The 26069-nt window shown below is 61.2% G+C and carries 34 protein-coding genes; 17 read left to right on the top strand and 17 right to left on the bottom strand.

The genetic code is table 11. The features are described from left to right. Positions 1-693: DEAD/DEAH box helicase (locus TR61_RS07570; RefSeq protein ID WP_157440853.1), on the bottom strand; the 693-nt coding region annotated here is incomplete at its 3' end. Positions 694-806: 113 nt separating this feature from the next. Here TR61_RS07570 and meaB point away from each other — a divergent pair. Both meaB and TR61_RS07580 read left to right on the top strand, forming a co-directional pair. Then, the gene (gene meaB, locus TR61_RS07575) at positions 807-1784 is read left to right on the top strand and encodes a methylmalonyl Co-A mutase-associated GTPase MeaB (protein WP_050929323.1); all 978 of its coding nucleotides are present in this window, start codon (positions 807-809) and stop codon (positions 1782-1784) included. Positions 1785-1930: 146 nt separating this feature from the next. Then, entirely contained in the window at positions 1931-2899 is a 969-nt protein-coding gene (locus tag TR61_RS07580) for a glycosyl hydrolase (RefSeq protein WP_082181878.1), read from the top strand. Positions 2900-2952: 53 nt separating this feature from the next. Here TR61_RS07580 and TR61_RS07585 read toward each other — a convergent pair whose 3' ends face one another. Next, positions 2953-4050: a DUF2855 family protein gene (locus tag TR61_RS07585; RefSeq protein ID WP_050929324.1), complete on the bottom strand. Its 1098-nt coding sequence runs from the start codon at positions 4048-4050 to the stop codon at positions 2953-2955. A 221-nt stretch (positions 4051-4271) separates the two neighbouring features. Here TR61_RS07585 and rpmB point away from each other — a divergent pair, with 221 nt between their 5' ends. The 3 genes from rpmB to TR61_RS07600 all read left to right on the top strand — a co-directional run bounded on the left by rpmB (position 4272) and on the right by TR61_RS07600 (position 5562). Continuing rightward, positions 4272-4559, top strand: a complete 288-nt coding sequence (gene rpmB / locus TR61_RS07590; protein ID WP_050929325.1) for a 50S ribosomal protein L28 — start codon at positions 4272-4274, stop codon at positions 4557-4559. A gap of 127 nt (positions 4560-4686) precedes the next feature. After that, positions 4687-5043 carry a hypothetical protein gene (locus TR61_RS07595; protein ID WP_050929326.1) on the top strand — a complete coding sequence of 119 codons (357 nt, stop codon included), beginning with the start codon at positions 4687-4689 and terminating at the stop codon, positions 5041-5043. 42 nt (positions 5044-5085) lie between these two features. Then, positions 5086-5562: a copper chaperone PCu(A)C gene (locus TR61_RS07600; RefSeq protein ID WP_050929327.1), complete on the top strand. Its 477-nt coding sequence runs from the start codon at positions 5086-5088 to the stop codon at positions 5560-5562. A 19-nt stretch (positions 5563-5581) separates the two neighbouring features. Here TR61_RS07600 and TR61_RS07605 read toward each other — a convergent pair whose 3' ends face one another. Then, complete coding sequence (locus tag TR61_RS07605; protein ID WP_050929328.1) at positions 5582-6280, bottom strand: NAD-dependent deacylase; 699 nt, start codon at positions 6278-6280, stop codon at positions 5582-5584. Positions 6281-6324: 44 nt separating this feature from the next. Here TR61_RS07605 and TR61_RS07610 point away from each other — a divergent pair, with 44 nt between their 5' ends. Then, positions 6325-6774 (top strand): low molecular weight protein-tyrosine-phosphatase, encoded by a 450-nt coding sequence (locus TR61_RS07610; protein ID WP_050929329.1) that lies wholly within the window; start codon positions 6325-6327, stop codon positions 6772-6774. A 25-nt stretch (positions 6775-6799) separates the two neighbouring features. Here the strand turns inward: TR61_RS07610 and TR61_RS07615 are convergent, their stop codons facing one another. Together TR61_RS07615 and TR61_RS07620 are read right to left on the bottom strand one after the other, a co-directional pair. Then, positions 6800-7765, bottom strand: coding sequence for a LysR family transcriptional regulator (locus TR61_RS07615; protein ID WP_050929330.1), 966 nt, complete (start codon positions 7763-7765; stop codon positions 6800-6802). Positions 7766-7835: 70 nt separating this feature from the next. After that, positions 7836-8177, bottom strand: coding sequence for a hypothetical protein (locus TR61_RS07620; RefSeq protein WP_245626838.1), 342 nt, complete (start codon positions 8175-8177; stop codon positions 7836-7838). Positions 8178-8360: 183 nt separating this feature from the next. Between TR61_RS07620 and TR61_RS19880 the strand changes: the two genes are divergently transcribed. The 4 genes from TR61_RS19880 to TR61_RS07635 all read left to right on the top strand — a co-directional run bounded on the left by TR61_RS19880 (position 8361) and on the right by TR61_RS07635 (position 11939). Next, positions 8361-8486, top strand: coding sequence for an entericidin, EcnA/B family (locus TR61_RS19880; RefSeq protein ID WP_157440848.1), 126 nt, complete (start codon positions 8361-8363; stop codon positions 8484-8486). A gap of 110 nt (positions 8487-8596) precedes the next feature. Further along, positions 8597-10396: a translation elongation factor 4 gene (lepA, locus tag TR61_RS07630; protein ID WP_050929332.1), complete on the top strand. Its 1800-nt coding sequence runs from the start codon at positions 8597-8599 to the stop codon at positions 10394-10396. A 292-nt stretch (positions 10397-10688) separates the two neighbouring features. After that, positions 10689-10811 (top strand): hypothetical protein, encoded by a 123-nt coding sequence (locus TR61_RS20490; protein ID WP_281178062.1) that lies wholly within the window; start codon positions 10689-10691, stop codon positions 10809-10811. 30 nt (positions 10812-10841) lie between these two features. Next, entirely contained in the window at positions 10842-11939 is a 1098-nt protein-coding gene (locus TR61_RS07635; protein WP_157440849.1) for a hypothetical protein, read from the top strand. A gap of 341 nt (positions 11940-12280) precedes the next feature. Here TR61_RS07635 and TR61_RS07640 read toward each other — a convergent pair whose 3' ends face one another. Continuing rightward, positions 12281-12712, bottom strand: a complete 432-nt coding sequence (locus tag TR61_RS07640; RefSeq protein WP_050929334.1) for a type II toxin-antitoxin system Phd/YefM family antitoxin — start codon at positions 12710-12712, stop codon at positions 12281-12283. Between the two features lie 63 nt (positions 12713-12775). Here TR61_RS07640 and TR61_RS07645 point away from each other — a divergent pair, with 63 nt between their 5' ends. Both TR61_RS07645 and TR61_RS19885 read left to right on the top strand, forming a co-directional pair. Then, complete coding sequence (locus tag TR61_RS07645; protein WP_050929335.1) at positions 12776-13156, top strand: hypothetical protein; 381 nt, start codon at positions 12776-12778, stop codon at positions 13154-13156. Positions 13157-13213: 57 nt separating this feature from the next. Then, a complete protein-coding gene (locus TR61_RS19885; protein WP_157440850.1) occupies positions 13214-13576 on the top strand; it encodes a DUF6455 family protein in 363 nt (120 codons plus the stop codon). Between the two features lie 83 nt (positions 13577-13659). Here TR61_RS19885 and TR61_RS07655 read toward each other — a convergent pair whose 3' ends face one another. Continuing rightward, complete coding sequence (locus TR61_RS07655) at positions 13660-14229, bottom strand: PA14 domain-containing protein (protein ID WP_082181882.1); 570 nt, start codon at positions 14227-14229, stop codon at positions 13660-13662. 109 nt (positions 14230-14338) lie between these two features. Between TR61_RS07655 and TR61_RS07660 the strand changes: the two genes are divergently transcribed. Then, entirely contained in the window at positions 14339-14716 is a 378-nt protein-coding gene (locus TR61_RS07660; RefSeq protein ID WP_050929338.1) for a rhodanese-like domain-containing protein, read from the top strand. Here the strand turns inward: TR61_RS07660 and TR61_RS07665 are convergent. After that, positions 14713-15474 (bottom strand): alpha/beta fold hydrolase, encoded by a 762-nt coding sequence (locus TR61_RS07665; RefSeq protein WP_050929390.1) that lies wholly within the window; start codon positions 15472-15474, stop codon positions 14713-14715. The genes TR61_RS07660 and TR61_RS07665 overlap by 4 nt on opposite strands. 93 nt (positions 15475-15567) lie before the next feature. Between TR61_RS07665 and TR61_RS07670 the strand changes: the two genes are divergently transcribed. Further along, positions 15568-15942, top strand: a complete 375-nt coding sequence (locus TR61_RS07670; protein WP_050929339.1) for a hypothetical protein — start codon at positions 15568-15570, stop codon at positions 15940-15942. Here TR61_RS07670 and TR61_RS07675 read toward each other — a convergent pair. Together TR61_RS07675 and glyA are read right to left on the bottom strand one after the other, a co-directional pair. Next, positions 15881-16783 carry a DUF817 domain-containing protein gene (locus TR61_RS07675; protein ID WP_050929340.1) on the bottom strand — a complete coding sequence of 301 codons (903 nt, stop codon included), beginning with the start codon at positions 16781-16783 and terminating at the stop codon, positions 15881-15883. The two genes, TR61_RS07670 and TR61_RS07675, sit on opposite strands and share 62 nt — an antisense overlap. Before the next feature lie 66 nt (positions 16784-16849). Beyond that, positions 16850-18145, bottom strand: a complete 1296-nt coding sequence (gene glyA, locus TR61_RS07680; protein ID WP_050929341.1) for a serine hydroxymethyltransferase — start codon at positions 18143-18145, stop codon at positions 16850-16852. 169 nt (positions 18146-18314) lie between these two features. On the opposite strand from glyA, the gene TR61_RS07685 reads away from it, so the two are divergent. After that, positions 18315-19076 carry an NAD kinase gene (locus TR61_RS07685; RefSeq protein ID WP_050929342.1) on the top strand — a complete coding sequence of 254 codons (762 nt, stop codon included), beginning with the start codon at positions 18315-18317 and terminating at the stop codon, positions 19074-19076. A 120-nt stretch (positions 19077-19196) separates the two neighbouring features. Here the strand turns inward: TR61_RS07685 and TR61_RS20355 are convergent, their stop codons facing one another. The 5 genes from TR61_RS20355 to TR61_RS07700 form a co-directional block, all read right to left on the bottom strand. Then, positions 19197-19427: a hypothetical protein gene (locus tag TR61_RS20355; RefSeq protein ID WP_245626839.1), complete on the bottom strand. Its 231-nt coding sequence runs from the start codon at positions 19425-19427 to the stop codon at positions 19197-19199. Then, the gene (locus tag TR61_RS07690) at positions 19424-20551 is read right to left on the bottom strand and encodes a hypothetical protein (protein ID WP_245626840.1); all 1128 of its coding nucleotides are present in this window, start codon (positions 20549-20551) and stop codon (positions 19424-19426) included. Before TR61_RS07690 ends, TR61_RS20355 begins: the two co-directional genes overlap by 4 nt. Further along, on the bottom strand, positions 20552-20740 hold the full coding sequence (locus TR61_RS19890; protein ID WP_157440851.1) for a hypothetical protein: 189 nt from the start codon (positions 20738-20740) through the stop codon (positions 20552-20554). It abuts the gene before it with no gap. A gap of 154 nt (positions 20741-20894) precedes the next feature. Further along, on the bottom strand, positions 20895-21587 hold the full coding sequence (locus tag TR61_RS07695; protein ID WP_050929343.1) for a nitroreductase family protein: 693 nt from the start codon (positions 21585-21587) through the stop codon (positions 20895-20897). 47 nt (positions 21588-21634) lie between these two features. After that, positions 21635-22516 carry a LysR family transcriptional regulator ArgP gene (locus TR61_RS07700; protein WP_050929344.1) on the bottom strand — a complete coding sequence of 294 codons (882 nt, stop codon included), beginning with the start codon at positions 22514-22516 and terminating at the stop codon, positions 21635-21637. Between the two features lie 89 nt (positions 22517-22605). On the opposite strand from TR61_RS07700, the gene TR61_RS07705 reads away from it, so the two are divergent. Beyond that, a complete protein-coding gene (locus TR61_RS07705; protein WP_050929345.1) occupies positions 22606-23205 on the top strand; it encodes a LysE/ArgO family amino acid transporter in 600 nt (199 codons plus the stop codon). 39 nt (positions 23206-23244) lie between these two features. Continuing rightward, a complete protein-coding gene (locus tag TR61_RS07710) occupies positions 23245-24150 on the top strand; it encodes a DMT family transporter (RefSeq protein WP_050929346.1) in 906 nt (301 codons plus the stop codon). On the opposite strand, the gene choV is transcribed toward TR61_RS07710, so the two are convergent. Both choV and choW read right to left on the bottom strand, forming a co-directional pair. Then, a complete protein-coding gene (gene choV / locus TR61_RS07715) occupies positions 24147-25178 on the bottom strand; it encodes a choline ABC transporter ATP-binding protein (RefSeq protein ID WP_050929347.1) in 1032 nt (343 codons plus the stop codon). The genes TR61_RS07710 and choV overlap by 4 nt on opposite strands. Next, positions 25178-26011, bottom strand: coding sequence for a choline ABC transporter permease subunit (choW, locus tag TR61_RS07720; protein WP_050929348.1), 834 nt, complete (start codon positions 26009-26011; stop codon positions 25178-25180). Before choW ends, choV begins: the two co-directional genes overlap by 1 nt. Positions 26012-26069: the final 58 nt, after the last annotated feature.

Genomic DNA, 26069 nt, shown 5'->3' on the forward strand with positions numbered 1-26069 from the left:
GGCCCGCCGGATCTCCCCCTCTCCGGGCAGGAAGACCAGAAGACCGCCGCCGATGCCGCGCGTCTCTTCTTCGGCCCGGATCACCAGATCATGGAGCGCGCCCTCCCACCTTCCGGGCCCCAGCGGCCGGTCCAGCCAGCGCGGCTCGACCGGGAAAGACCGCCCCTCGGCCGTGACAATGGGCGCCTGCATCAGATCGGCCACGGGTCCTGCATCCAGCGTGGCCGACATGGCAATCAGCATCAGATCGTCCCGCAACGCTCCGGCGACCTCCAGGCACAGCGCCAAGCCCAGATCGGCATTCAGGGACCGTTCGTGAAACTCGTCAAAGATCACCGCGCCAATCCCCGGCAGATCGGGGTCCGACTGGATCATCCGTGTCAGGATGCCCTCGGTCACCACCTCGATCCGTGTGGCGGATGACACCTTCGCCTCCCCCCGCACGCGGTATCCCACGGTGGCGCCCACCGGCTCGCCCAGCGTTTCGGCCATGCGCTCGGCGGCGGCCCGCGCGGCCAGGCGGCGCGGCTCCAGCATGACGATGCGGCCCGCGCTCAGCCCCGCCTCCAGCAGCGCCAGCGGCACGCGCGTGGTCTTGCCCGCGCCGGGAGGGGCCTGCAGCACCACGCGCCCCGCCTGCCGCATCGCGGCCAGCACATCGGGCAGAACGTCATCTATGGGAAGCCGGGTCATCGCCCGGTTATGGCCAAACCCGCCCCACAGGTCCAGACGGCCCCGCCAATCGCCTATGGACATTCGGGCGCATCTTTCGGCATGTACCCGGTGACCGACCAAGGGCGCAAAGCATGGATATCTCACAGCTGGCCGAACAGATCATCAACGGCGACCGCCGCGCGCTGGCGCGTGGTATTACGCTGGTGGAAAGCGCCCGTGCTGATCACCGCGCCCAGGCGGCAGAGCTGATGGAGCACCTGCGCCAGACAAACCGCCAGGCCCTGCGCATCGGGCTTTCCGGTACGCCGGGCGTGGGCAAATCCACCTTCATCGAAAGCTTCGGCATGATGCTGATCGGGCAGGGGTTGCGCGTGGCGGTTCTGGCGGTTGACCCTAGCTCGGCCCGTTCGGGCGGGTCCATCCTGGGCGACAAGACCCGGATGGACCGGCTGGCGCGCGAACGCGCGGCGTTTATCCGTCCATCCCCCAGCCAGACCCATCTGGGCGGCGTCGCCCGCCGCACCCGCGAGGCCGTGGCCCTGTGCGAGGCCGCGGGCTTTGACGTGGTGCTGATCGAAACCGTGGGCGTGGGCCAGTCCGAAACGGTTGTGGCCGAAATGTCGGACGTGTTCCTTTTGCTGCTGGCACCTGCCGGCGGGGACGAACTGCAAGGCGTCAAACGCGGCATTATGGAGATGGCCGACATCATTCTCGTCAACAAGGCCGATGGCGATCTGAAAGCCACGGCCACCCGCACCTGCGCCGATTACGCGGGCGCGCTCAGGTTGTTGCGCAAACGCCCGCAAGACCCCGACGGCTTTCCCAAGGCGATGACCGTCTCTGCGCTTGAAGAGCAGGGGCTTGCCAAGGCCTGGGAGGAAATCACCGCCCTGGCCGACTGGCGCAAGGACACCGGCCACTGGGACCGCGCGCGCGCCGAACAGGCGCGGTTCTGGTTCGATCAGGAACTGCGCCAGGCGCTTCTGGCCCAGCTTGATCAGGGCGCGGCGCGCAGCGCTATGACTGAATTGGGCGACGCCGTGGCCCAGGGGCAGATGTCCCCCGCCGCCGCCGCGCAAGAGATGCTCTCGCGCCTCGGCAAGGGCTGAAAACCGGCGCGCTGCGAGCGCTCTAACCTACCCCGAAATGTGTCTCCGTTCCCCTGCGACGGCTGCAAAAGCCGCCGACTCTCCCCAATTCCGCCCCGGTTCTGCCTTTAACCCTTGCGAAAGTTTTTCGGTTCAAAGGGGTGACCATGATCCGAATTCTTATTGCAGCATTGTCCATTCTGGCGGCTACCGGTCCTGCGCTTGCGCAGAAGGTCGGCATTGGCGCCTGGGAAAATCCACGCATGAACATGATCCACTGGATCGAGGATGCGCCCGGCGTCGGCTGGTATTACAACTGGCGTCCTGACCAGATGTATACGCAATCGCGTGTTCGCCGCGATGTCGAATTCGTGCCCATGATTCATGGCGCGAAGGATGTGAACAAACGCATCCGGTCGGACCTGCGGGTGCGTCACCTTTTGGCGTTCAATGAACCCGATGGCGGCTCGGGCTCACACCAGGCGAATATGTCGGTGGCCGAAGCGGTGCGCCTCTGGCCGCAGCTGGAACGCCGCGGATTGCGCCTCAGCAGCCCGGCCACGACACAAGGCCAGACACTGGGCCGGAATTCCTGGCAACGCCGCTTCATGGATCAGGCTGAAGCCAAGGGGCTGCGCGTGGATTTCATGGCGGTGCACTACTATTCCACCACGGGGAATGTGAACGAATTCCGCAACTGGCTTCATGCCGTGTACAGGGAATATCGCCGCCCCATCTGGGTGACCGAATTCGCCTTTATCGACTGGAACCGTCCGCAGGCCGCATCCTATGCGCAAAACGCCAGGTTCATTCAGCAGGCCATGCTGATGATGGAATCCCTGCCGTTTGTCGAACGTTACGCCTGGTTTGCCGCAAATCCCTATCCGTGGAACGGACGGGCACCCAGAATCAACCTGGTTCAGAACGATCTGACACCCACGCCTGTTGGCATGGCCTTCGATCAGACACTCAGCCAGATTTCAGGCACTCGGATCGCCGCTGCTAAGAGCACGCGCGCGAAACCCGCCAGAACGCCCAAGCCGGAACCGGTGGCGCAATTGGCAAGCCCGGTGGCGCGCCTGGCAAGCTTTGACGACCGGCGCGCCAAGCCGCCACGTGACATATTTGTCCGATAATCCATCGCGGATCAGACAAGCATGACCGCGCGGCACGTATCCCCGTGCCGCGCTTACCCGTTCTGCAATGACACCATGTCCCCGCGCCTGGGGTCGAACTCTCCGACCAGCGCCGTCAGATACCGCGCCTTGGCGGCCTCTGGCCCCTTGTGCTCGGTCACGTCCAGCCAGGCCACCTTGTCCGTGAAGGCCGCCCACGCCTCGGCCAGGCGCGACTGAAACCCGGCCATGCCCCAATCTCCAATCCGCTCCTGCGCATAAAGAGGAGCGAAGAAAAACTGTGGTTTCGGCCCTGGCAATCCCGGCACGCGCAAATTGGCGTTCTGCCAGTCGGTCACACCCACCTGCGCACTATGGCGCATCTGATCGCCGAAATGGCTGTGCAGTCGCAGGGTGAAATCGCCATTGCCTGAAAAATCCACGTAAGCCGCGGGGGCATGGGACAGGGCGCCCACCTCGTCATAGCTCAGCACCCGGTCATAAAGGCCCAGCCCCTCTACAAAGGCGACGTTTCCTGGGCTGGTGAACCCCACTACCTCAACGCCTTCTGGCTTCACCCGCGTCATCTCGGCCGCAAGCCCCAGGGCGGTCTTGCTGGATGCGCTCGACATCGTCAGCATCTGCGCGCCGAACATCTCATTGCGCTGAAAGAAATCCGCCAGCAGGAACGACGTGGTGAACAAGGGACGGAACAGGGCAATCTGCGCCTCTGCCTCCGGCGCATATCCCGGATCGGCATTGGTAAAGACATAGCGGTTATAGATCGGCGCCATCTTCTGGCGATGGGCGGCCTTGTCGGAAAACCCGTCCGGGCTGACCTTGCCCGGCTTTACCATCAGGTGGGTGGACATCGGCATATATCCATAAACCCGCCGACCCACCGCGATATCCGGGTTGGATGAGGCCACCACATCCGCAAACCCCCATGCCGGAATGCGGCCAAACCCCTCCTCCGGGACGGGAAAGAAATTCCAATACCCAAGACTGTCGGTTGCCGTGCCATAGGTGATCGTGTTGGCGGTCAGTGCGAATTGGTCGATTCTCAGCAAAACCTGCCCCGCTGGCGGCGTGTCGGCAAATTCCACCTCGCGCAGACGCGCATCGCTCAGATCGGCGCGATTGATGATCAGATCGGTTCCTGTGATGGCCATTTGCGCCCTCCCTTGCGTTTTGCCTTTACCCTGAGCGCGCGGGCCCGCGATGCGCAAGCCTCACGCACCGTCACAAGGCAAAATCAGCGCTGTCTTGCGGGTTGACCCCAAAAGCGATTCCTCCTATGAGCATCCAACCAGATTTCGGGCGCCGCCAATGGCAGCGCCCTTGTGTATTGGGCGCCCACCACACCGCCCCGATGAAACGAAGGATGACACCCATGTCGCGCCGCTGCGAACTGACCGGAAAAGGCCCGATGGTTGGCAACAATGTCAGCCACGCCAACAACAAAACCAAGCGCCGGTTCCTGCCGAACCTGAACGACACCACGCTTCATTCCGAAGCGCTGGGCCGTGCGATCAAGTTCCGCATTTCGGCTCACGCCCTGCGCTCGGTCGATCACCGTGGCGGCTTGGACGCGTTCCTTGCCAAAGCCAAGGACAGCGACCTGTCGCCCCACGCGCTGAAGATCAAGAAAGAGATCGCGAAGGCCACTGCCGCCTCCTGATCCGCTTGTCTGCTGACAGCTTGAAGGCCCCGCGCAACCCGCGCGGGGCTTTTTCTGTTGGCCGGTCGCATGTGTCGCAGCCGCCCTCCCCTTCCGCCAGCCTGCGCGGGGGCATATATCCCCTGACATGCTGATGCGTGCCCGTTCCCTCCTTCTGACAGCGCTGATCGCGCTGGGCCTGATCGCGTCGGGCCAGGCCATGGCGTCTGCCAAGGGTGCATCGCCTGCCACGGGATACATGGTGATCTGCAACGGTCAGGGCGCGACCCTTGTCTTCACCGACAAGGACGGCCATCCCACATCGCCCCAGCATCTGTGCCCCGATTGCGTGCTGGCAGGGCTGATGGCGATGCCCGACCCGGACGCGCCCTCTGCCGCGCGGCCCGCGGGCGTGTCAAAGGCCGCATGGCCCCAAACGACCCAACAGCGTCCCGCGCAAATACCAGCCAACGCGCAGGCCCGTGGCCCACCGATCCCAGTCTGAACACACCCAATACCCAACTTCAGACAGAAAGGGACACAAGCCATGTCCATCAGAACCACCCTTCTCGCGGCCGGGGCCGCAACCTTGCTTGCCACCGCGGCCCTTGCCGACGGTATCGTGATCCACGACCCCTATGCGCGCTCCTCCGGGCCCACATCGGTCACCGGTGCGGCCTTCATGGGCATCGAGAACCAATCCGACACGCCTGATCGGCTGATCGACGCCCGTGGAGATATCGCTGCCCGCGTCGAAATCCACACCCATCTGCAGGACGCCAATGGCGTGATGCGCATGGTCAAGGTCGAAGACGGCATCCCGATTCCCGCAGGGGGCACTGCCATGCTGCAAAGGGGCGGCGATCACGTCATGTTCATGGGCCTGACCCAGCCGCTGTTGCAGGGGGACGAGATCACCGTGACCCTGGTCTTCGAAAACGCGGGTGAGGTCGAGGTCACCATCCCGGTCGATCTTGAGCGTAAACCCGGCCACGGCCACGGCGCCATGTCCTCGGGCGGCTAACGCAAATGGGTCGTGCGGATCAGCCCGCGCGGCCCAAAAGCTCGCCAACCCAGGCAGGCACGGTCTGCGACGCAGGACCAAACCGCGTCTCACCAAAACGCGACACCACCGCCGACGGCTCAAGGTTCAACTCAACCGTATGGGCGCCTGCCGCGCGCGCCTCCTCCACGAAGCCTGCGGCGGGATAGACATTGCCCGAGGTGCCGATTGCCGCAAACAGATCCGCCTGCGCCAGATGCTCCAGAATGGTCTCCATGTGATAGGGGATCTCGCCAAACCACACCACGTCCGGCCGACCGCCGGGGCCATGACAGACGGGGCAGGGCTCGTTTACCGACATCTCGTCGGGCGCGCGCCAGCGATGCCCGCAAAAGGCGCAGAGCGCGCCTGCCAGTTCCCCATGCATATGGATCACGCCCTGTGCGCCGCCAGCCTCGTGCAGCCCGTCCACATTCTGCGTGACAATCACGACCTCTCCCGAATGATCGCGCTGCAGGCGGGCCAGGGCCTCATGCGCGGGGTTGGGCGCGGCCTGCGCCGCCTGCACCCGGCGGGCGTTGTAAAACCCGTGCACCAAGGCCGGGTCGCGCGCAAACCCTTCGGGGGTGGCCACATCTTCGATCCGGTGCTGGCTCCACAATCCGCCTTCGTCGCGAAAGGTGCCCAGCCCGCTTTCGGCAGAAATCCCGGCGCCTGTCAGAATGACGATCTTTTCCATGCTGCCCTCCTTGCGCGCCTCAGCCTGACATGGAAAATACCCCCATGACCAGCCGTATCCTCTTTGTCTGCCTTGGAAATATCTGCCGTTCGCCCACGGCCGAAGGCGTGTTCCGCCACCTGATGCCCACCGCCACCACCGACAGCGCGGGCACGGCAGGCTGGCATGTGGGCAAACCACCCTATGGCCCCATGCAAGAGGCGGCGCGGACCCGCGGCTATGACCTCTCGGACCTGCGGGCGCGGCAAATTACCGGGCAGGACTTCAGCCGTTTCGACCTGATCATCGTGATGGACGACACCAACCGCGCAGATGTTGAGGCGCTGCGCCCCGCAGGCAACGATACCCCGGTGCGCCTTTTCACCGATTTTGCGCCCGACACGGGCATGGATCACGTCCCCGACCCGTATTACACCCGCGATTTCGACGGCGCGCTTGACCTGATCGAGGCGGCCGCCCAGGGCCTCAAATCCCACCTCGCGACCGCAGGCTGATTTCACAAGACTGAAAGCGCCAGCCCTACAATTCGATCAGGTGAAACTCCCCCTGCAACCAGGGAAGCCGCGCCAGCCCTGGGTCGATCATATGCGGCTCCACCAGCCGCTGAACCATCCGGGCGATCTCCAGAGGCACCTCATCGGCCCAATCCGCCCCGGCAAACAGTGAAATCGTCCGCGCGAAAGGCGCAAAGGGCAGGGGATGCGCCGCTAGATCCTCCTGAAACCGGGTGGCGCGCATATATCCCAGCGGCGTGGTGATCGCCCAGCCGATCCGCCGCGCCACCATCGCCATCAGCGCCAGGTGGCTGCCCACCTCGAACCTGTGCTCGAAACTCAGCCCGACCTTGGTCAGCTGCGCTTCGATCTGCTGGCCGATCCGCTGTTCGCGGGCATAGCGCAGGAAAGGCAACTCGCGCAGCCCGGCCAGCGGATCGCTCGGATCCATCTCCAGATCAGCCGGGGTGACCAGAATGAATGGGTCGCGGATCAGCGGATATTCTGAAATATTATCAAGCGTTTCGCTCATCCGGGCCGAGATCCCGACATGCAGATCGCCCGCCCGCAGCGCTGCGCTGATCTCATGGCTGGGTGCGGTGATCAGCTTGAAATGTGTATGTGTCATGCTGTCGGCCAGGATCGTCGCCAGACGCGGTGTCAGTTCATTGTCGAAATCGTCGATCAACCCGATGCTGAGCGTTTCCAGATGGCTCAGGTCCATCACTGTCAGCTCACCCTGCGCCGCGCGCAGCTGGGTCAGCGCCGCTTCTGCCCGCGTCAGGAAACTGCGCCCCGCTGCGGTCAGGCGCATGGGCCTGCGCCCATGGTCGATCAGATCGACGCCCAGGGCATCTTCCAGATTGCGCATCTGCTGGCTGACGGCGGGCTGGCTCAGCCCCGTGCGCAGGGCGGCTTCGGCCACCGATCCGGTGGCAGCCAGCGCTTCGAACACCTCAAGCCCGCGCAGGCTCACGCCCTTTTTCAGCATGGGACAGATCCATTGCAGTTTTCGATTTTCGAAAACTACGCAAGCTCAAGCGATCCGACAAGCGGGCGTGTTAACTACACAGCTGATCCGCGGCGCTGCCGAAGTTCCGCCAGCGGTCCCAGAACGCATCGTCGCGTTCCGTGTCCGACGCGCGCACCGCATGGGCCAGTTCCGGATTGCCAAAGAAAGACGCGCCGCGCCGCTGGTCCGCCCCGCTCAGCGTCTGGTCGGCCGCGGCCTGAATACATCCGCAAATCTGAGGGTTGGCCGCACGCCGCCCCGAGGACAGGCACGCGCTCTTGATCGGCCCGCTGACCGAGGCAAATCGCGCCACGGGATCGCCGCCCCGCGTGACGCCCCCACCGCAGGAAACCACCATTCCCAACGCCAATATGGCCAGGATCCGACCCATGTCTGACTGCCTTATCTCTTATGCCTCTGAAGGCCCTTGGGCCCCCTGTTTCTGCCTTGGCCGCACTATGCCGCAAAGCGGCGGCAGGAGCAATTCACGAAGCGGCCGATCCGCCCGCCGCCCCGTTTGACCGGCCCCCTGCGCCAAGCTATATCGCATCAAAACCTGAACCCGGAGCGCCCCATGGCCAAACCCCGCCTTACCCTGCTTCTTCTGCTTGCCACGATGACGCTGGCCGCCTGCGAAACCGCCAAAGGCGTCGGCCGCGACATTACCCGTGCAGCCGAAGCCGTCGACCGCGCCATCTGAGCGGCAGACACAGCACCGCCCGCGCCCTCCCGGCACCCTAAGCCGGGCGGCGCCACAGGTGCTGCATCAACGCCATTGACCGCCCCCCGAAACCTCTCCATATCCCGCATATGACACCGCTTTCGCATATCCGCAATTTTTCCATCGTGGCCCATATCGACCACGGGAAATCCACGCTGGCCGACCGCCTTATTCAAGAGACGAACACCGTCTCGGCCCGCGACATGAAGGAACAGCTTCTGGATGCCATGGATATCGAACGCGAACGCGGCATCACGATCAAAGCCAACACCGTCCGCATCGACTACACCGCCGATAATGGCGAACACTATGTGCTGAACCTGATCGACACGCCGGGCCATGTGGACTTCGCCTATGAGGTCAGCCGCTCCATGCGCGCCGTCGAAGGCTCCCTGCTGGTGGTCGATTCAACCCAAGGGGTTGAGGCGCAAACCCTCGCCAATGTCTATCAGGCCATCGACGCCGATCACGAACTGGTGCCAGTCTTCAACAAGATCGACCTGCCCGCCAGCGATATCGACCGTGTCGCCGAACAGGTCGAAGACGTCATCGGCATCGACGCCTCGGGCGCCATCCCGGTATCGGCCAAGACCGGCCAGGGCATCCACGAAGTGCTGGAGGCGATCGTCCACCACCTCCCCGCGCCCAAAGGCGACCGCGACGCGCCGCTCAAAGCCATGCTGGTCGACAGCTGGTACGACGCCTACCTCGGCGTCATCGTCCTTGTCCGCATCATAGACGGCGTTCTGAAAAAGGGCGACCAGATCAAGATGATGCAAACCGGCGCGCGTTATGGCGTTGACCGCATCGGCGTCTTCCGCCCTGCCATGCAGCCCGTCGACGAACTGGGCCCGGGTGAGATCGGCTTCCTCACCGCCTCGATCAAACAGGTGCGCGACACCAAGGTGGGCGACACCATCACCCACGAAAAGAAGGGCGCCGACAAACCCCTTCCGGGCTTCAAACCCTCGGTCCCCGTGGTCTTCTGCGGCCTCTTCCCCGTCGATTCAGCCGAATTCGAAGACCTCCGCGACGCGATCGAGAAACTCGCCCTCAACGATGCCAGCTTCTCGTTCGAGATGGAGACCTCCGCCGCCCTCGGCTTCGGCTTCCGCTGCGGCTTCCTCGGCCTTCTCCACCTCGAGGTGATCCGCGACCGGATCGAACGCGAATACGATATCGAACTGATCACCACCGCGCCCTCCGTCGTCTATCATATCTACATGAAAGACGGCACCATGCGCGAGCTGCACAACCCCGCCGACATGCCCGACCTCACCCATGTCGACCACCTGGAAGAGCCGCGGATCAAAGCGACCATCCTGGTACCCGACGAATATCTGGGCGACGTGCTGAAACTCTGCCAGGACCGCCGCGGCATCCAACTTGACCTCACCTATGCCGGCTCCCGCGCGATGGTCGTCTATGACCTGCCGCTGAACGAGGTGGTGTTCGACTTCTATGACCGCCTGAAATCGGTGACCAAGGGCTATGCGTCATTTGACTATCAGATGACCGGCTATCGCCAGGACAATCTGGTGAAAATGCAGATCCTGGTGAATGACGAACCGGTCGATGCGCTGTCGATCATGGTCCACCGTGACCGTGCCGAAACCCGCGGCCGCGCCATGTGCGAGAAGTTGAAAGACCTCATCCCCCGCCACATGTTCAAAATCCCGATCCAGGCGGCCATCGGAGGCAAGGTCATCGCCCGCGAAACCCTGTCCGCCCTGCGCAAAGACGTGACCGCGAAATGTTACGGAGGCGACGCGACGCGAAAACGCAAACTGCTGGACAAGCAGAAGGCGGGGAAAAAGAAGATGCGTCAGTTTGGGAAGGTGGATATTCCTCAGGAGGCGTTTATTTCCGCCCTGAAAATGGACGACTAAAGCCGGCCTTTTTTCGTGCGGGTAAGCGGTTCGCGAAGCGAACTGCGGCCGCACACGGTAGCCATTCTTGGTGCCGGAGTGCCAGAACAATCATCACGCCCCGCATCCAAAAGGACCAGTGGGCGAAAGCGATTTTTGCCTGCAAAGTTGCGTGCCCGCATCCTAGGGGTTACCAAAATACTCATTAATAAAAAAACACTTAGAATCTGAACTCTTAATGGTTTAGCTTGTCCATTCTCAGTTTCTTGTTTTTAAACGGTGTAGCCGAAGTATAACAAGGGAGCCAAACCAAGTGAGCGACATCTTTTCAAACCGCGCATTGGAGAGCTTTCGGGAGCTTTTGCAAGACTTTGATGATTTCATCGATGCAATGCCTGCTCGCTTCAATCGTGTCGTTTTTCGAAGAATTCGTTGACAGACCGGCACTCAAGCTGACTGGGCAATCTTGACTGGAGTAAGTCAAACAACCATCGGCAATTGGGAGCGGGGCTACACCCCGCCGCTTTCTACTTACCGCCGTTCACTGAGAAGCGCGGCTATTGAAATGAGGCAACGGCTTGTTGACCGTTTCGGAAGGCAGGTGTCCGAGAAAAGCACTAGGGTCAATATTCCACTCACTGAAAGGAGACTGCGTAGTTCAATTCTGCGGGCGTCGCTTACAGACTTTGATTTCAACCCTGTTTCAGCCAAAATTGTTCCAGTTCCATTTGAAGGCGATACAGATCGAAATGCGCCGGAAGAGATTGCTGAAGATCGCGAAAATCTCCTTAAGTCACTCTCGAAATTTGCCGAGTTGATAGTTGAAAGCGTGCAAGACAGCACAAACATCAACGAAGAGAAGTTCATAAGATACGTGAGGTCGTACGCTTCCGAAGCTGAGTCTGAGAGCCCTAATCCTCGGTTGCTGAATAGGCTTGGTACCACTATCTCTCGAATTACCAATAGCGACGATTTTCAGAATGCTGTGAACTCTTGGGACGTAGAGGCAGTCGAAGGTTTCAACCGCGACCATCTTGAGTTGATGCGACTTTACTTCCGAGAAGCGCTGGCAAAAGCGCAAGAGGTCGACGCCGCGGAAGTCTCAACCGTGGTTAATGAAAGTGATGGCTCTGAGCTGCGAGAAGTCGCCGAAATAATGGATGCGGCCACTTCGGACAATGGGGAAAAAATCGTAGATCCGTCTATCCCAACCTTGCTGCGAGACATAGCGGGTGAAATTCGGGATTTGGACGACGCCGCCAATTTCACTACCGATGAGAAGAGACGTGAGGTTTTCAATAGAAGAAAGAGCGAAGCTTTCAAGAACGGCGGTGTGTATGTGGGTCGCTTTGTTTTCTTTAGCGCTCTTATTTCATCTTTGGCAATCCCCGGGGTTGGAGAAATAGTCGCGACTCTTGCAGCTATCGTAGGCCTTTCGGAGTTTGTATCGCCTGGCACCATTCGGCAACAGTATGACAAACTGCGCGAGAAGTTTCCGGCGCTGCCGCCACTACCTATGGGTAACAATATGGAGACTGAGGCCGACGAAAAAACAAACGGCTAATCGTTGGGAACATACTTCAACTATTCCTTTGCAGCAATCGAAGGGTAGCTAGCAAGCGTAGGGTGGGTGCCAACCCACCAAACCCACCCCTCCACCAACGGTGGGTTTCACCCACCCTACAGCGCCGTCCTTTACTCAACCCTCGGGCCACCACCCGACGGTCCCGGTACCCGCCCTCTAGACGGTCCGCCTAACGACCCTCACCAGCAAGCGTAGGGTGGGTGCCAACCCACCAAACCCACCCCTCCACCAACGGTGGGTTTCACCCACCCTACAGCGCCGTTCTTTACTAAACCCCCGGGCCACCCCACCCGACCGCCCCGAACCCCGCACAACGACCCTCACCAGAACCGCCACCACCGCCGTTTTGGCTCGGCCTGTTCCACCCGTTCTGGGATCTCCACCGCGACCTCGCCGCCTTCCACCGGTTTCAACCCGCCGGCGGCCAGCATCGCGCGTTCCTCGGCGCGCGTCATCTGGCGCTCGCGGATGATCTGCGCCGCCTGCGTGACGGTCACCGGCTTGCCCTCCGGACCCATCACCAGCCCGCGTGACAGGTACAGCCCGCCGCCCCGCCGCCGCCCGGTCAGGGGCGATCTGGCGCCGAACCATTCGTCGTCCTGCAGTTCCCAGATACGTTTGACCTCCTCCATCGACACCAGCGCCGCCACCGGTTTCCCGTGGCGGGTCAGGACAATCGGCAGGCGCGGGTCCTGCACCAGGGTCACAAGCTGGCCCAGCCGGGCGCGGGCATCGGAAACGGACAGTTGCATGGGGTCCTCCAGGGGTACAAGATGCACAATCGCCCCTCGAACCCTTGTGCAAAACGGTCAATTATGGCTGAATCCGGCGTGCGCTGGGGCTGGGCGGCCTCCGCCTGTCAGGTTAAGGTGACAACCATGCGCGCCTTGTTTGTCCTGTTTCTTCTCTCGGCTTGTACACAGGCCAACCACCTCGGCAACCCGCTGACCCTGCCGGTGCGCGGCCTCACAACGGCCGTAGAAAACAGCGCCTACGCCGCCCGCCGCGCCCGCGTGAAAGATGTGCTGGGGCGTATCGGCCCCACCGGTCTCCCGGCCCAGCAGGCGCAGCTCTGGGCCGTGGCGCCTGTCCCTTTATCAAATCAGAACAAGGTGTTGCAGGAAATCGCGGCGCTTGAGCGCACAGAGGCCTGGGCGGAAAACGCGACCGTGATCGTCATGGTCCATCTGCCCTGACATCCCCGATAATCCGCCGCCTTTCCAGGGGGTCGGAAAAAACTGAGTGGGAAATGCATGAAAACGCTTGCCGTGCGGAAATCTCAGTATACGTTGGTATTCTGTACAAAAATAATGACACGCGGGGAGAGTGTGGTGTCAATCAATTTGGACGGAATGCAACAAGACCTAACCCTCCGCCTCTCAGCATTCGAGGGAATGCTAAAACATCTGGACCTGGACCCGGGCGAAGTTGAGGCTCCGCTGCTGCTGGCCGAGCTTCAGAACGCATTGAAATCATGTGCAAAATGCGACACGCCGGGGCGCTGTACAGGCTGGCGCGCGGCGGGCTATGAGGGCACGCCGGATTTCTGCGATGCCACCCAAAGTTTCCACAATCTGATGCTTGCCAAAACCGCGTTAGAGATCCGCGCGGCTTGAACGCCAGGCGTCTGCCATGACCAAGAAAAACGCAGCGGTGTTCGAAACCGCCGCATTTTCATAAGGTTATATTTCAATTCGGTTCAGTGCCCAAAAGCCGCATCGGGCATCCAGTCGGGCGCTGATCCTTTCGGGGCGGCGCGCATATGCAGGCAGGCGGTGCCCTGGTTCTGGAAATACACCGCGCTCAGCGGGTACCACCCGGCCACCGGCACCTCGACCTCTACTGCCGGGATCGGCTCGCAGGGGGTCCGCTGATCCCAAACCGTGATCTTTTTGCCGCCGATGAACATGCGCAGCCCGTCATTCACAAGAAAATCAATGGTATAGACGCCAGGCGCATCAAACCGGACATAGCCATTGATCTGTGCCGCCACCCACCAGGCTTTGCCAGATGTCAGCGTCTCACCGCCTTCTTCGGTGTCCCAGTAATCCAGACCCTTCAGCGCAGGCCCGCGCTTGGCGGATTTCAGCGCCTCGTCGGCCTGGGCCAGAGTTTTGATCTGCTTTTCAGGTAGGGCGTATTTCACCGCCAGACCCGATTTCAATCCGCTGGGCTGCGGATTGGCAGGTTCCAGCTTCAGTGGCCCGGCCAGTGCGGCCCCGGCACTGAAGATCGCGGCGCACAGGCTCACGATTTTCACAAGTTTCATCATTGTATCTCCCTGTCCTTTTGTTCGAAGCTTAGAAAGCTTAAGAATTTTTGCAACGCCCAGCTTCGGTCAGGTCCGAACTGCCACAAAAAGATCAAGGAGAGATGACATGGCGCAAACCCTCAAAGACATGCTCGAGGCGGCACATGCCGCTGTGCCGCGGATCTCGGCTGAGGACGCCAAAGCCAAGATCGCCGAAGGCGCGTTGCTTCTGGATGTGCGGGACGGTCCCGAACTGGCGGCAGCCGGCAAGGCGGAAGGGGCGCATCATATCTCGCGCGGGCTGCTGGAGTTTCGGGCCGATCCCAATGCGCCCACAGCCGATCCAGAGCTGCGACCTGATCGTGTGATCATCCTGCATTGCGCCAGCGGCGGCCGGTCGGCGCTGGCGGGTAAGCTTTTGAAAGATATGGGGTATAAAGAGGTCTATAACCTTGGCGGCCTGAAAGACTGGGCCGATGGCGGGGGCACGGTCGTCGCGGGCTAAGCAGCGTCCAGAAAGACCCGCACTGCAGCTTCGAACCCGCGCGGATCATCGGCATGCAGCCAATGGCCCGCGCCGGGAAGCTTGGCAAATCGTGCTGCCGGAAACAGGCGCTTGATCGTCTCGCGATGCTCGGGCCGGACGTAATCCGACGCCGCGCCCGACAGAAACAGCGCGGGCCCGGTCCAGCTGGCATCGGTCTCGGGAAAGCTCATGATCCGGGGCATGTTTTCGGCCAGCGCATCCAGATTAAGCAGCCAGCGCCCTTCTTTCAGGTCCAAAGACTGGGTGAAAAAGCTTTGCAGCGCCTTCTCTACCCCCAGTTCGGCCAGTTGCGACTCGGCATCTGACCGCCGTTCGACCCGGCTTAGATCGACCTGACGCATCGCGTCGATAAAGGGCATCTGGCTGTGGCAGTAAGCCACCGGCGCGATATCAGCCACCACCAGTTTGCCAATCGCATCGGGGTGGCGCAGGGCCAGCATCATCGCCGCCTTTCCACCCATTGAATGGCCAACGACATCGGCCTTTCCGCCATGGGCCGCAATCACTTCGGCCAGATCGTCCGCCATTGCTTCGTACCGATGATCATCGGACCGCAGGCTGCGCCCGTGGTTGCGCATATCTACGGCGATCACCTGGCCGCGATCCGACAGGCGTTTGGCAATGACGCCCCAGTTCCGGGCAGACCCGTAAAGCCCATGCGCAATCACAACAGGGGGGCGTTCCGAAGGGGATCCGTGCAAAATCGTGTTCAGCATATTGCCCTGATACCGGCCTTCGCCCCGCGCTGCCAGAGGCATTGAGGCGCAGCCGCAGCCAAGGTAATCTGTGTCCGATGAACCGGAGGGGCCATGTCCGACGCCGCGCAATTTGACAAGCTGATCGCCGACCTGAGCAATCGCCTGCAGGCGAAATTCAAACTGCGTCCCGCGCCTTTTGCCAGGCTGGTGGCGCGCAGCAAGGGCCGCTTGCCGCGCCATGTCTATCAGAACGCCCGTACACTGGTTGACGCCGAACGCTTCACCCATCATCCCAAGCTGGCGCGTACCGTGGATTTCAAGGGGCTCAGCCAATCGGCGGACGTGGTGAAAACCCATCTCAACAGCATCGACCTGGCCGAAGAACGCAAGGACCGTATCCTGTCCATCCTTGCCTCCATCGCGTTCAGCCTGATCGTGGCGTTTGCCCTGCTGGTTCTGGTGCTGTCCTGGCGCGGTTTCCTGTGACCGGGCGGTCATAGAGGACGTCGCGATACACCAGCGTCACCGTGGCGAAGCTGACGTAAAGCAGCAGGTACCACGACCCCATTTTTGCAAAGCTGACCAGATCAAGCGCGCCTTGCCCGGCATAAATCCATGTACCGGTTCCGGTTCCCACGTTCTCGGCCACCCAGAGGAAGAAGCTCGACAGCAGGGCGGCCACGGGCAGGGGCATCCAGTAGTCATTGCCGCCCACGACAAACCAGATACGCGTGCGCCAGAACAGGATCACCGTGGCGGCAAAGAGGGCCAGCCGGATATCGGGCAGGAAGTGATGGGCGAAGAAATTCACGTAAATCGCCACACCCAGCGCAATCGTCATCCAGAACGGTGGGTAGGGGGCAAAGCGCATCTCGAACACGCGGATCACCCGCGCCATATAGCTGCCGACGCTCGCATACATGAACCCTGAAAAGAGCGGTACACCCCAAAGCTTCATCACCGCCTCTTCCGGATAGGCCCAACTGCCCGCATTGACTTTGAAGATCTCCATCGCCGTGCCGGTCAGATGGAAGAGCAGGATGACCCGCGCCTCGCGCCAGGTCTCCAGCTTCAGGGCAAGAAAACCGGCCTGAATGGCCAGAGCATATATCAAAAGCGCGTCATAGCGCGCCAGCGACCAGTCTTCGTGCCAAATAGCTTTCGAGGCGATCAGCCCCAGCAGCATCAGGATGCCGAAAAGGCAGGCCCAGCCCTGTTTGAGGAGAAACATTACGAATTCGGACAGCACAAACGGGAGCCGGGCGCGCATCCAGTCGCCCAGGCCCCGTTCGATGCGTCGGGTTGCGGATCGGTCCAGCTCTGACATCAGACGGGGCGCAAATTCTTTACAAAGAATTTGCAGGCAGAGTTTTTCAAAACTCTGCCGCCAGGGTCACAGGTTGGGATAGATCGGGAAACGCTTGCAGAGCGCGTCGACTTCGGCACGCACTTTGGCTTCGACCTCGGCATTGCCGTCCTCGCCATTCGCTGCCAGCCCATCGACCACCTCAATGATCCAGTCCGCGATCTGGCGGAACTCGGGCTCTCCAAACCCGCGCGTGGTTCCGGCGGGCGATCCCAGACGAATGCCGCTGGTCACGGTCGGTTTTTCCGGATCAAACGGTACGCCGTTCTTGTTGCAGGTGATATGGGCCCGCCCCAGCGCTTTTTCGGTGGCATTGCCCTTCACGCCTTTGGGACGCAGGTCGACCAGCACCACATGGGTGTCGGTGCCGTGGGTCACCGTATCCAGACCGCCCTTGATCAGCTGATCGCTCAGCGCCTGCGCATTGGTGATCACCTGCTGGATATAGGTCTTGAATTCCGGGCGCAGCGCCTCGCCAAAGGCCACGGCCTTGGCGGCGATCACATGCATCAGCGGACCGCCCTGAATGCCGGGGAAGATGGCGGAGTTGAATTTTTTCGCCAGCGCCTCGTCATTGGTCAGGATCATGCCGCCGCGCGGGCCGCGCAGCGTCTTGTGCGTCGTGGTGGTGGCCACATGCGCATGCGGGAATGGGGAGGGGTGTTCGCCCGCCGCCACCAGCCCCGCGAAATGGGCCATGTCCACATGCAGATAGGCGCCGACCTGATCTGCAATCTCGCGCATCTTCGCAAAGTCGATCTGGCGCGGAATGGCCGAGCCGCCCGCGATGATCAGCTTGGGCTGATGTTGCTTCGCCAAGGCCTCAACCTGGTCGTAATCCAGCATGTTGTCCTGTTTGCGCACACCGTACTGGATCGCGTTGAACCACTTGCCCGACTGGTTGGGCGCTGCGCCATGGGTCAGGTGGCCGCCCGCATCCAGGCTCATGCCCAGGATGGTATCGCCCGGCTGCAACAGCGCCTGAAACACACCCTGGTTCGCCTGCGACCCGGAGTTGGGCTGCACATTGGCAAAGCCGCAGTTGAACAGCTTGCAGGCGCGTTCAATCGCCAGGTTCTCGGCCACATCCACGAACTGGCACCCGCCATAATACCGCCGGCCCGGATAGCCTTCGGCATATTTGTTGGTCATCACCGAGCCTTGCGCCTCCATCACAGCGGCCGACACGATGTTTTCCGATGCGATCAATTCGATCTCGTCGCGCTGACGGCCCAGTTCGTCGGTGATCGAGCCGAAGATCTCCGGATCACGCTCGGAAAGCGTTTCGGTGAAAAAGCCGGTGTCACGATGTTGCGCGTTCATGGGTGCAAGCCTCCGTTGGGTGCAGTGGTTGCGCGCGTCTCTATCCCAAACGCCCCCCATCGAAAAGAGAGCAAAACGACCAAATCGCCCGGTTTGGCGGCAAGGCTGGTCAAGAGGGGAAACTTGTGCTTGTTTCGGAACCAGATGCGCAGGACCGGAACCCGTTGTCATGTCTATGAAAATCGCATTCCTGGCCAGTGACGCGCCAGTGGCCCAGACCGCGCGCGCCGCGCTGATCGGGCGCTATGGCAATGTGCCGCTGGACGAGGCCGACGTGATCGTGGCCCTGGGCGGCGACGGGTTCATGCTGCAGACGTTGCATGGCACACAGGAACTTGGTGTGCCGGTTTACGGCATGAACCGTGGCACCATCGGGTTTCTGATGAACACCTATGGCGAAAGCGACCTGATCGAACGGCTGGAAGCGGCTGAGGAAGAGGTGATCAACCCCCTCTCGATGCAGGCCATGGATCACTCAGGCAAGATGCACCGGGCCCTTGCCATCAACGAGGTCTCGCTTCTGCGCGCAGGCCCCCAGGCGGCCAAGCTGAAAATCACCGTGGATGGGCGCCTGCGCCTGGCCGAGCTCGTCTGCGACGGCGCACTTGTGGCCACGCCTGCGGGATCGACCGCCTATAACTATTCTGCCCATGGGCCGATCCTGCCCATCGGCGCAGATGTGCTGGCGCTAACCGCCGTTGCCGCCTTCCGCCCCCGACGCTGGCGGGGCGCGCTTCTGCCCAAACGCGCCAAGGTCCGGTTTGACGTGCTCGAGGCCGACAAGCGCCCTGTCATGGCCGAAGGTGACAGCAAATCGGTGGAAAACGTGGATTGGGTCGAAATCCAGTCGGAACCGGCTATTGAACACCGCATCCTGTTTGATCCCGGACATGGGTTGGAAGAGCGGTTGATTTCGGAACAGTTCACCTAAGCGCGCCCATCCCGGCAACAACCTCGCGTCGCACGCCTTGGCCCGACTCATCGGAATATCCGGCCGATGGGCCAACAGCGGAACCGCCCTGTCGCCCTTGCGCGCTGTCTGGTTCAGAGCCTAGTCAGAAAGATCCGCCTCGGCTGCGTCTTGTAGCGCGTCGACGGTCACATCGCTTGCAGCGCTACGATCCGGTTTGATCTTTGGTGCAGGTTTTCTCCATTCCTGCAAATTCTGGCCGATCTCCCGATAAAAGAAAGGCACTACGTCTTCGAGCTCTTTGATAAAGTTGACCTGTTGAGTGAATTTCCCGCCCAATCGGCGTGCTATGAAAATATGAAACCGGCTCACTTGCAGGCCATTTTGCCTTTCTCGCAGATTGCAGGATCTTCTATCAGTTCAGACAACTGAAATTGAGTAGTCTCGCTTCGCCCTGGCCACGTCATCCTTACAAAAACCTCTTGGACGCTTTCAGTTTTTACTTGCCGCAGTAGCCAGTTGACGCGCGCCTTGGAAGAAACTTTGTCTTCAGGAGCGCGCAGTGTCATTCCGATGTCAATTGCGCGACGCGCGATATCGGCAATGATCTCAATCGGAGCGGCGGCGTCGGGCACTTCTAGAACAGACTTCAGTCGACCTTCTTCTCGAAGGAGTTGGAGTTCGTCCCGCCTGCGCTGCGCGGGGTCTGAACGTTGATTTTTTGGCAGCTTTTCTTGTACATATGCTTCGGTTTGACGGCTGAGTATCAGTGAAAGATCCCGAGTTTCTTGATGCCATGCATCAAGGATTATCGCCGCTTCCTGAGACTTGGCTGGGATTTTTCCTCCAGCGGACACAAGTCGGTTGATTTCAGCCCATTCCGGCGGCATCCGATCAAAACCTTTTACTCCAGCGCTTTCGTGGGTCAGAAAGCGACGGAGCTCAGTCAAAAGTAGCCTTTGGTCCTTGTCGGCTACGCCGTCCTGATTGAGCAATATGTCTGTAACAGTCAGGATCGACATCCAAGACCAGTGAAAGACAGGAATTCTTGAACGACTTTTCCGGACTTCTTCAACTGGATGGTGCTCAGGCTGAGTTGCGAATTGATTGGAAATGGTAATAACGCAGTCTAGCCCCTGTTCTTTGGCAATTTCTCGGTACTTCTCAACTTGATCTGCACCAATTGCCGAGTTTCCTACTTTTGCTTCTACCAGCGCGCGCCATTCGTTGGAGCCAGTGCGCAAAACGATTAGCCCGTCAGGGCGATCCGCAACGCGAACCTTTTCGTTTTTGAAGACGATCTCTGTAAAGGTTTCTATAGACGTACGCTTGCCGACGCGCTTGCCTACACTCTTCATTAATTCCGCGCCGAACTCTTCAATCTTGGAAATGCACGCCAGTACAATTGAGGTTATTCTTCCCTCTTTGGAAGTCGTCGCTAGCACAGGGAAAAGGCGAGCGCTTTCACCTTGAACAAGGTAATCGGGACGATGCATTCAAATTTCTCCAAAGTGTAATAACCGCCACTGCGCACAGGCTAGTTGAATGCCAGCAGTCAACGCAACCGTACGTGGTGTAATCTTTATGAAGTTCTCGTCAGGTAGCAAAATACCCGTCACTTCGGGCTTGCTGCGGCGGGTCTTTCTCTGGCTACGGACAAATCGGCCGCGCAGCCGGTCGCTCATCTTTCGGTAACACCTCCACCGCACGCCCTCTTAACACCTGCCCTCGGTGCACCCTCCGGTGCACGGGTTGTGCACGGGTTGTGCACGCCCTGTGCATCCCGATTTGTCCCGTTAACCCTTGTTTTCATAGGCGTTGACGAAATCGGCCCCCGGATCACTCCACGAAGGTCGAAATCTCCTCCAGCGGCTTTTTCATCTTGGCTACTGTCGGCACGGTCGCATCTTCCGACGGGTGGCCCACGGCGATGATCATCGTGGGCTTTTCCGAGGCCGGGCGCCCCAAGGCCGGGGCCAGAAACTTCATCGGGTTGGGCGTATGCGTCAGCGTGCACAGCCCCGCATGATGCAGCGCGGCCAGCAGGAACCCGGTGGCGATATTGACGCTTTCGGGCACGTAATAATTCTTGTAGCGGGTGCCGTCCTCGAACTGTCCCCAGCGTTGGGCAAAGACCACGATCAGCCAGGGCGCAGTGGTCAGGTGCGGTTTTTCTGCATTGGTTCCAATGGGTTCCAGCGCCTTGATCCATTCATCCCCGCCGCCGCCTTCGTAAAAGCGCCGCTCTTCGATCTCGGCCTCTTCGCGGATACGCGCTTTCATCTCCGGGTCGCTGATCGCCACGAAATGCCAGGGCTGGTGGTTTGCGCCCGAGGGCGCAGTGCCCGCGGTGCGGATGCAATCCTCGATCACCTCTCGCGGCACGGGCCGGGTGGTGTAATCGCGCACGGTGTGGCGCGTCCGCATCTTGGCATAAAACGCGTGCGCGGCGTCGCGCATCTCTTCATCCGTCAACTCGACGCGATCGGGCAGGGGAACCGCCGTGTATTCCAGCTTTTCCTTTGCAAACATCGGCCCTCTCCTCTCCCTGCGCACCCCTACATGACGCGGCAATCCCCTCAGCGCAAGAGACCCTCTCCCGCCGCCTGCCGCACCGCGCGGGTCAGTGGCGCGATGGCCCCCGACAGCGCCCGGCTGACATGCCAGAAAAGCGGCACATCAAGCGGTTGTCCCGGCACCAGCGCGACAAGAGAGCCGTTCACCAACGAGTCCCGCACCAGCACCTCCGGGTTCATGCCCCAGCCAATCCCGGCTTTCGCCGCATCGATGAACGCATGGGTCGAGGGTAGCATATGCGCAGGCGGCGTGGGCCGCGCGCCTGTCACATCCGCCATCCAGCGGGCCTGCAGCTTGTCTTTCGGGTTGAACACAAGGCAGGGCGCACGGTTCAGCGTGTCGGCGTTGACGCCCGCCACAAACCAACGCTCCATAAAGGCAGGGCTTGCGGTGGCCACATAGCGCAGCGCGCCCAAGGCAAAGCTGTCACAGCCCCGCGCCGCCTTGTCGGTGGCAGCGATGGCGGCGCTGACCTCGCCGCGCGCCAGCCAGTCGGTGGAGTGATCCTGATCGTCGATCACCAAGTCAAACAGCACATCCGGCACCGCCGCCAGCGCCGGTATGAACCACGTGGCCAGACTGTCGGCATTGACCGCCAGCCGCAGCCGCGCGCCGGATTTAACCCCTGTTAACGACAGGTCCCGTATAAGCTGCGCCTCAAGAAGCCCCAAATCGCCCGCGTGTTTGGCCAGCCGCTGACCCGCCTGCGTGCCCGTGCAGGGGCTGCCGCGATGCACAAGGGCCGTGCCGATGTGATCTTCCAACGCCTTGATCCGCTGCGATATGGCCGAGGGTGTCACGTTCAACTCGGCCGCGGCCAGATCGAATGCGCCACAGCGCAGAACCGCGGACAGTGCGGCCAGTTGGGCAGGGTCGATTTGCATAAGTTCAGCTTAACCAGATGAAGGATATTTAATTCGACTAAATCGGCCTGCCTGCGTAGTCAACGGGGGACCACAGCACACGGTTCCCCATGATCGCCTCCTTCCTCCCCGGTTTTTTGCTCAGCCTGTCGCTTATCCTCGCCATCGGCGCGCAGAACGCCTTTGTGCTCCGCCAGGGATTGCGGGGCAGTCATGTCTTCTGGGTGTGCATGGTCTGCGCGCTGTCCGATGCCATCCTGATCACCGCCGGGGTCGCGGGGTTCGGCACCTTGGCCACCAAGGCCCCCTGGTTCGAGCCGCTTATGCGCTATGGCGGGGCGGCATTCCTGATCTGGTACGGCGCGCAGAATTTCCTCAACGCCTGGCGGGGTGGGGAGGTGCTGCAAGCGGCAACCGACACAGGCAACGGGCTGCGCAGTACTCTGATCACGCTACTGGGTCTGACCTGGCTCAACCCGCATGTCTATCTGGATACGCTGATCCTGATCGGCTCGATCTCGTCCCAGTATGACGACCGGATCGCCTTCGGTGTCGGGGCCGCCCTGGCCAGCGCGGTTTTCTTCTTCACGCTTGGCTATGGCGCGCGCCTGCTGGCACCGCTTTTTGCACGGCCCCGTGCCTGGCAGGTTCTGGATGTGATCATCGGCTGCATGATGTGGGCCATCGCGGGCAAACTGCTTATCATGTGAAGGGTTGCGCGCGGCGTGCCATTGGGTGTTCATAGCCCTATGGATGACGCCCGGCCACAGAACCCGATCCTGGGAATTTTCTGGATGCTGGTGACAGGCTTGTGCTTTGTCGCCGTCACGGCGCTTGTCAAATACATGGGCGACAGGATCCCCGCACCGGAATCGGCCTTCCTGCGTTACCTCATCGGGCTTGTGTTCCTGATCCCGCTGATCCCCCACCTGCGCCGGTCCCACCCCACGGCACGGCAATGGCGGCTCTTCGGGTTTCGTGGGCTGAGCCACGCGTTCGGCGTGATGCTGTGGTTCTACGCCATGACCCAGATCCCCATCGCCGAGGTCACGGCGATGAACTATCTCGCCCCTGTCTATGTCACCATCGGTGCGGCGATCTTCCTGAAGGAAAAGCTGGCTGCCCGCCGGATCGCGGCGGTGGTCTGCGCGCTGCTGGGGGCGCTGATCATCCTCCGCCCCGGTTTTCGTGAGGTCGATCCCGGGCATCTGGCAATGCTTCTGGCGGGGCTGGTCTTTGGCGCGTCCTACCTTCTGGCCAAGGTTCTGGCCGATGAGGTCGACCCCACTTACGTGGTCGCCAGTCTGTCGATCATCGTGACAATCGTGCTGGCCCCCTTTGCCCTGGTGGTCTGGGTCACGCCCACTTTGGCCGAACTGGGCCTGCTGTTGGCTGTGGCGTTTTTCGCGACAGCCGGCCACTACACGATGACGCTTGCGCTGCGCGCTGCACCAGTGACGGTGACCCAGCCGGTGACCTTCCTCCAGCTCGTCTGGGCCACGCTTTTGGGCTATGTGGTTTTCGCCGAAGCCATTGATATCTGGGTGGTTTTGGGCGGTGGGCTGATCCTGGGATCGGTGACCTTCATCGCTTGGCGCGAGGCCGTGCTGCGGCGCCGCCGGATCACACCAACGGCGCCGGAAACCAAGCTTTAACCGCTGCCGCGCGGGTCCAGAAGGCGCTGCAGAATGCCGTCATAACTGATCTGACCCAGCAGCTTTCCATTTGCGACAACACCCACCGGTTCCTTCGTCTCCATCGCCGCCTCCATCACCTCTTGGATCGTGGCATCCGGCGCGACCGAATGGGGCGGGGTACCCTCGGCCGGGTCCATCACATCGCGCGCGCAAAGCACGCCCAGCGGGTTCATATGGGCCACGAAATCGGCCACGTAGTCGGTGGCGGGGGCGGTGAAAATCTCTTGCGGGGTGCCGCATTGCACGATCCGTCCGCCCTCCATGATCGCGATGCGATTGCCGATCTTGAAGGCCTCATCCAGATCATGGCTCACGAATATGATGGTGCGTTTCAGGGTTTGCTGCAGCTCCAAGAGCTCGTCCTGCAACCGCGTCCGGATCAGCGGATCAAGGGCTGAAAACGGCTCATCCATCAACAGGATCGGCGCATCCGTCACAAAGGCCCGCGCAAGGCCCACGCGCTGCTGCATGCCGCCCGACAAATCGCCCACCTTGCGTTCGGCCCAATCCGAGAGACCCACGAGAGACAGCTGCTGATCCACCTTGGCCGCCCGGTCGGATTTGGACATCCCGGCCAATTCCAGCCCAAGCCCCACATTTTCGCGCACGGTCCGCCAGGGCAAAAGGCCAAACTGCTGAAACACCATCGCCACCCGGCTCAGTCTCAGATCCCGCAGTGTCGCCGCATCCGCTTGGCCCACGTCGATCATCTGCGTGCCGTCATTCACCCGCACCGACCCACGCACCACCGGGTTCAGCCCGTTCACCGCCCTCAGCAGCGTGGATTTGCCTGACCCGGAGAGGCCCATGAGCACAAGGATCTCCCCTTCTTCCACAGTCAGGGAGCAATCATGCACGCCCAGCACCTGGCCGGTGGAGGCCTGGATTTCACTGCGCTCCTGACCCTGATCCATTAAGGGTAGGGCCGCCTGCGGTTTGTCGCCAAAGACGATGTTGACCGCATCAAACTCAACCGCTGTGCCCATCACCGCCGCTCCATCCGCAGCATCCGATCCAGCATGATCGCGACAACCACAATGATGAACCCGCTTTCAAAGCCAAGGGCGGTGTTCACCTGATTGAGCGCGCGCACCACAGGCACGCCCAGCCCATCTGCGCCGACCAGAGCGGCGATCACCACCATCGACAGCGACAGCATGATCGTCTGGTTCAGGCCAGTCATGATTTGAGGCAGCGCATAGGGCAGTTCGACCTTCCAAAGCGTCTGACTGGGCGTGGACCCGAAGGCCTGCGCGGCCTCAAGCAGAGGTTTGGGGGTGGAGGTCACACCCAGATGCGTAAGGCGGATGGGCGCGGGCAAAACAAAGATCACCGTGGCGATCAGGCCCGGGACCATGCCGATGCCGAAAAACACAATGGCCGGAATAAGATAGACGAAGGTGGGCAGCGTCTGCATCAGGTCCAGCACGGGCCGCATGAAGCGGTAAAGCCGGGGGCGGTGGGCGGCGGCGATGCCGATGGGTACGCCAATCCCCATACAGACCACGCAGGCCGACAGAACCAGGGTCAGGCTTTCGGTGGTTTCCTCCCAATAGTCCTGGTTGAGGATGAACAGAAAGCCCAGGATCACAAACAGCACCACTTTCCAGTTGCGCTGCAGGAGCCAGGTCAGCCCCCCAAAAACCGCGATGATGATGAACGGGTGGGGCGTCTGCAGAACCCAGAGGATACCGTCAATCAGGGCCTCCATCGTGATGGAGAGGCCATCAAAGAACCACGCGCCGTTGATTTGAAGCCAGTCGAAGATCCCGGCGGCCCATTTGCCGATGGGGATCTTGGTGTCGGTCAACCACTCCATTCAGACCTCATCATGCTGGGAGGGGGCAAAATTCTTCGAAGAATTTTGGCAAGAAAAT

The sequence above is a fragment of the Aestuariivita boseongensis genome, from assembly GCF_001262635.1.
Lineage (GTDB): Bacteria > Pseudomonadota > Alphaproteobacteria > Rhodobacterales > Rhodobacteraceae > Aestuariivita > Aestuariivita boseongensis.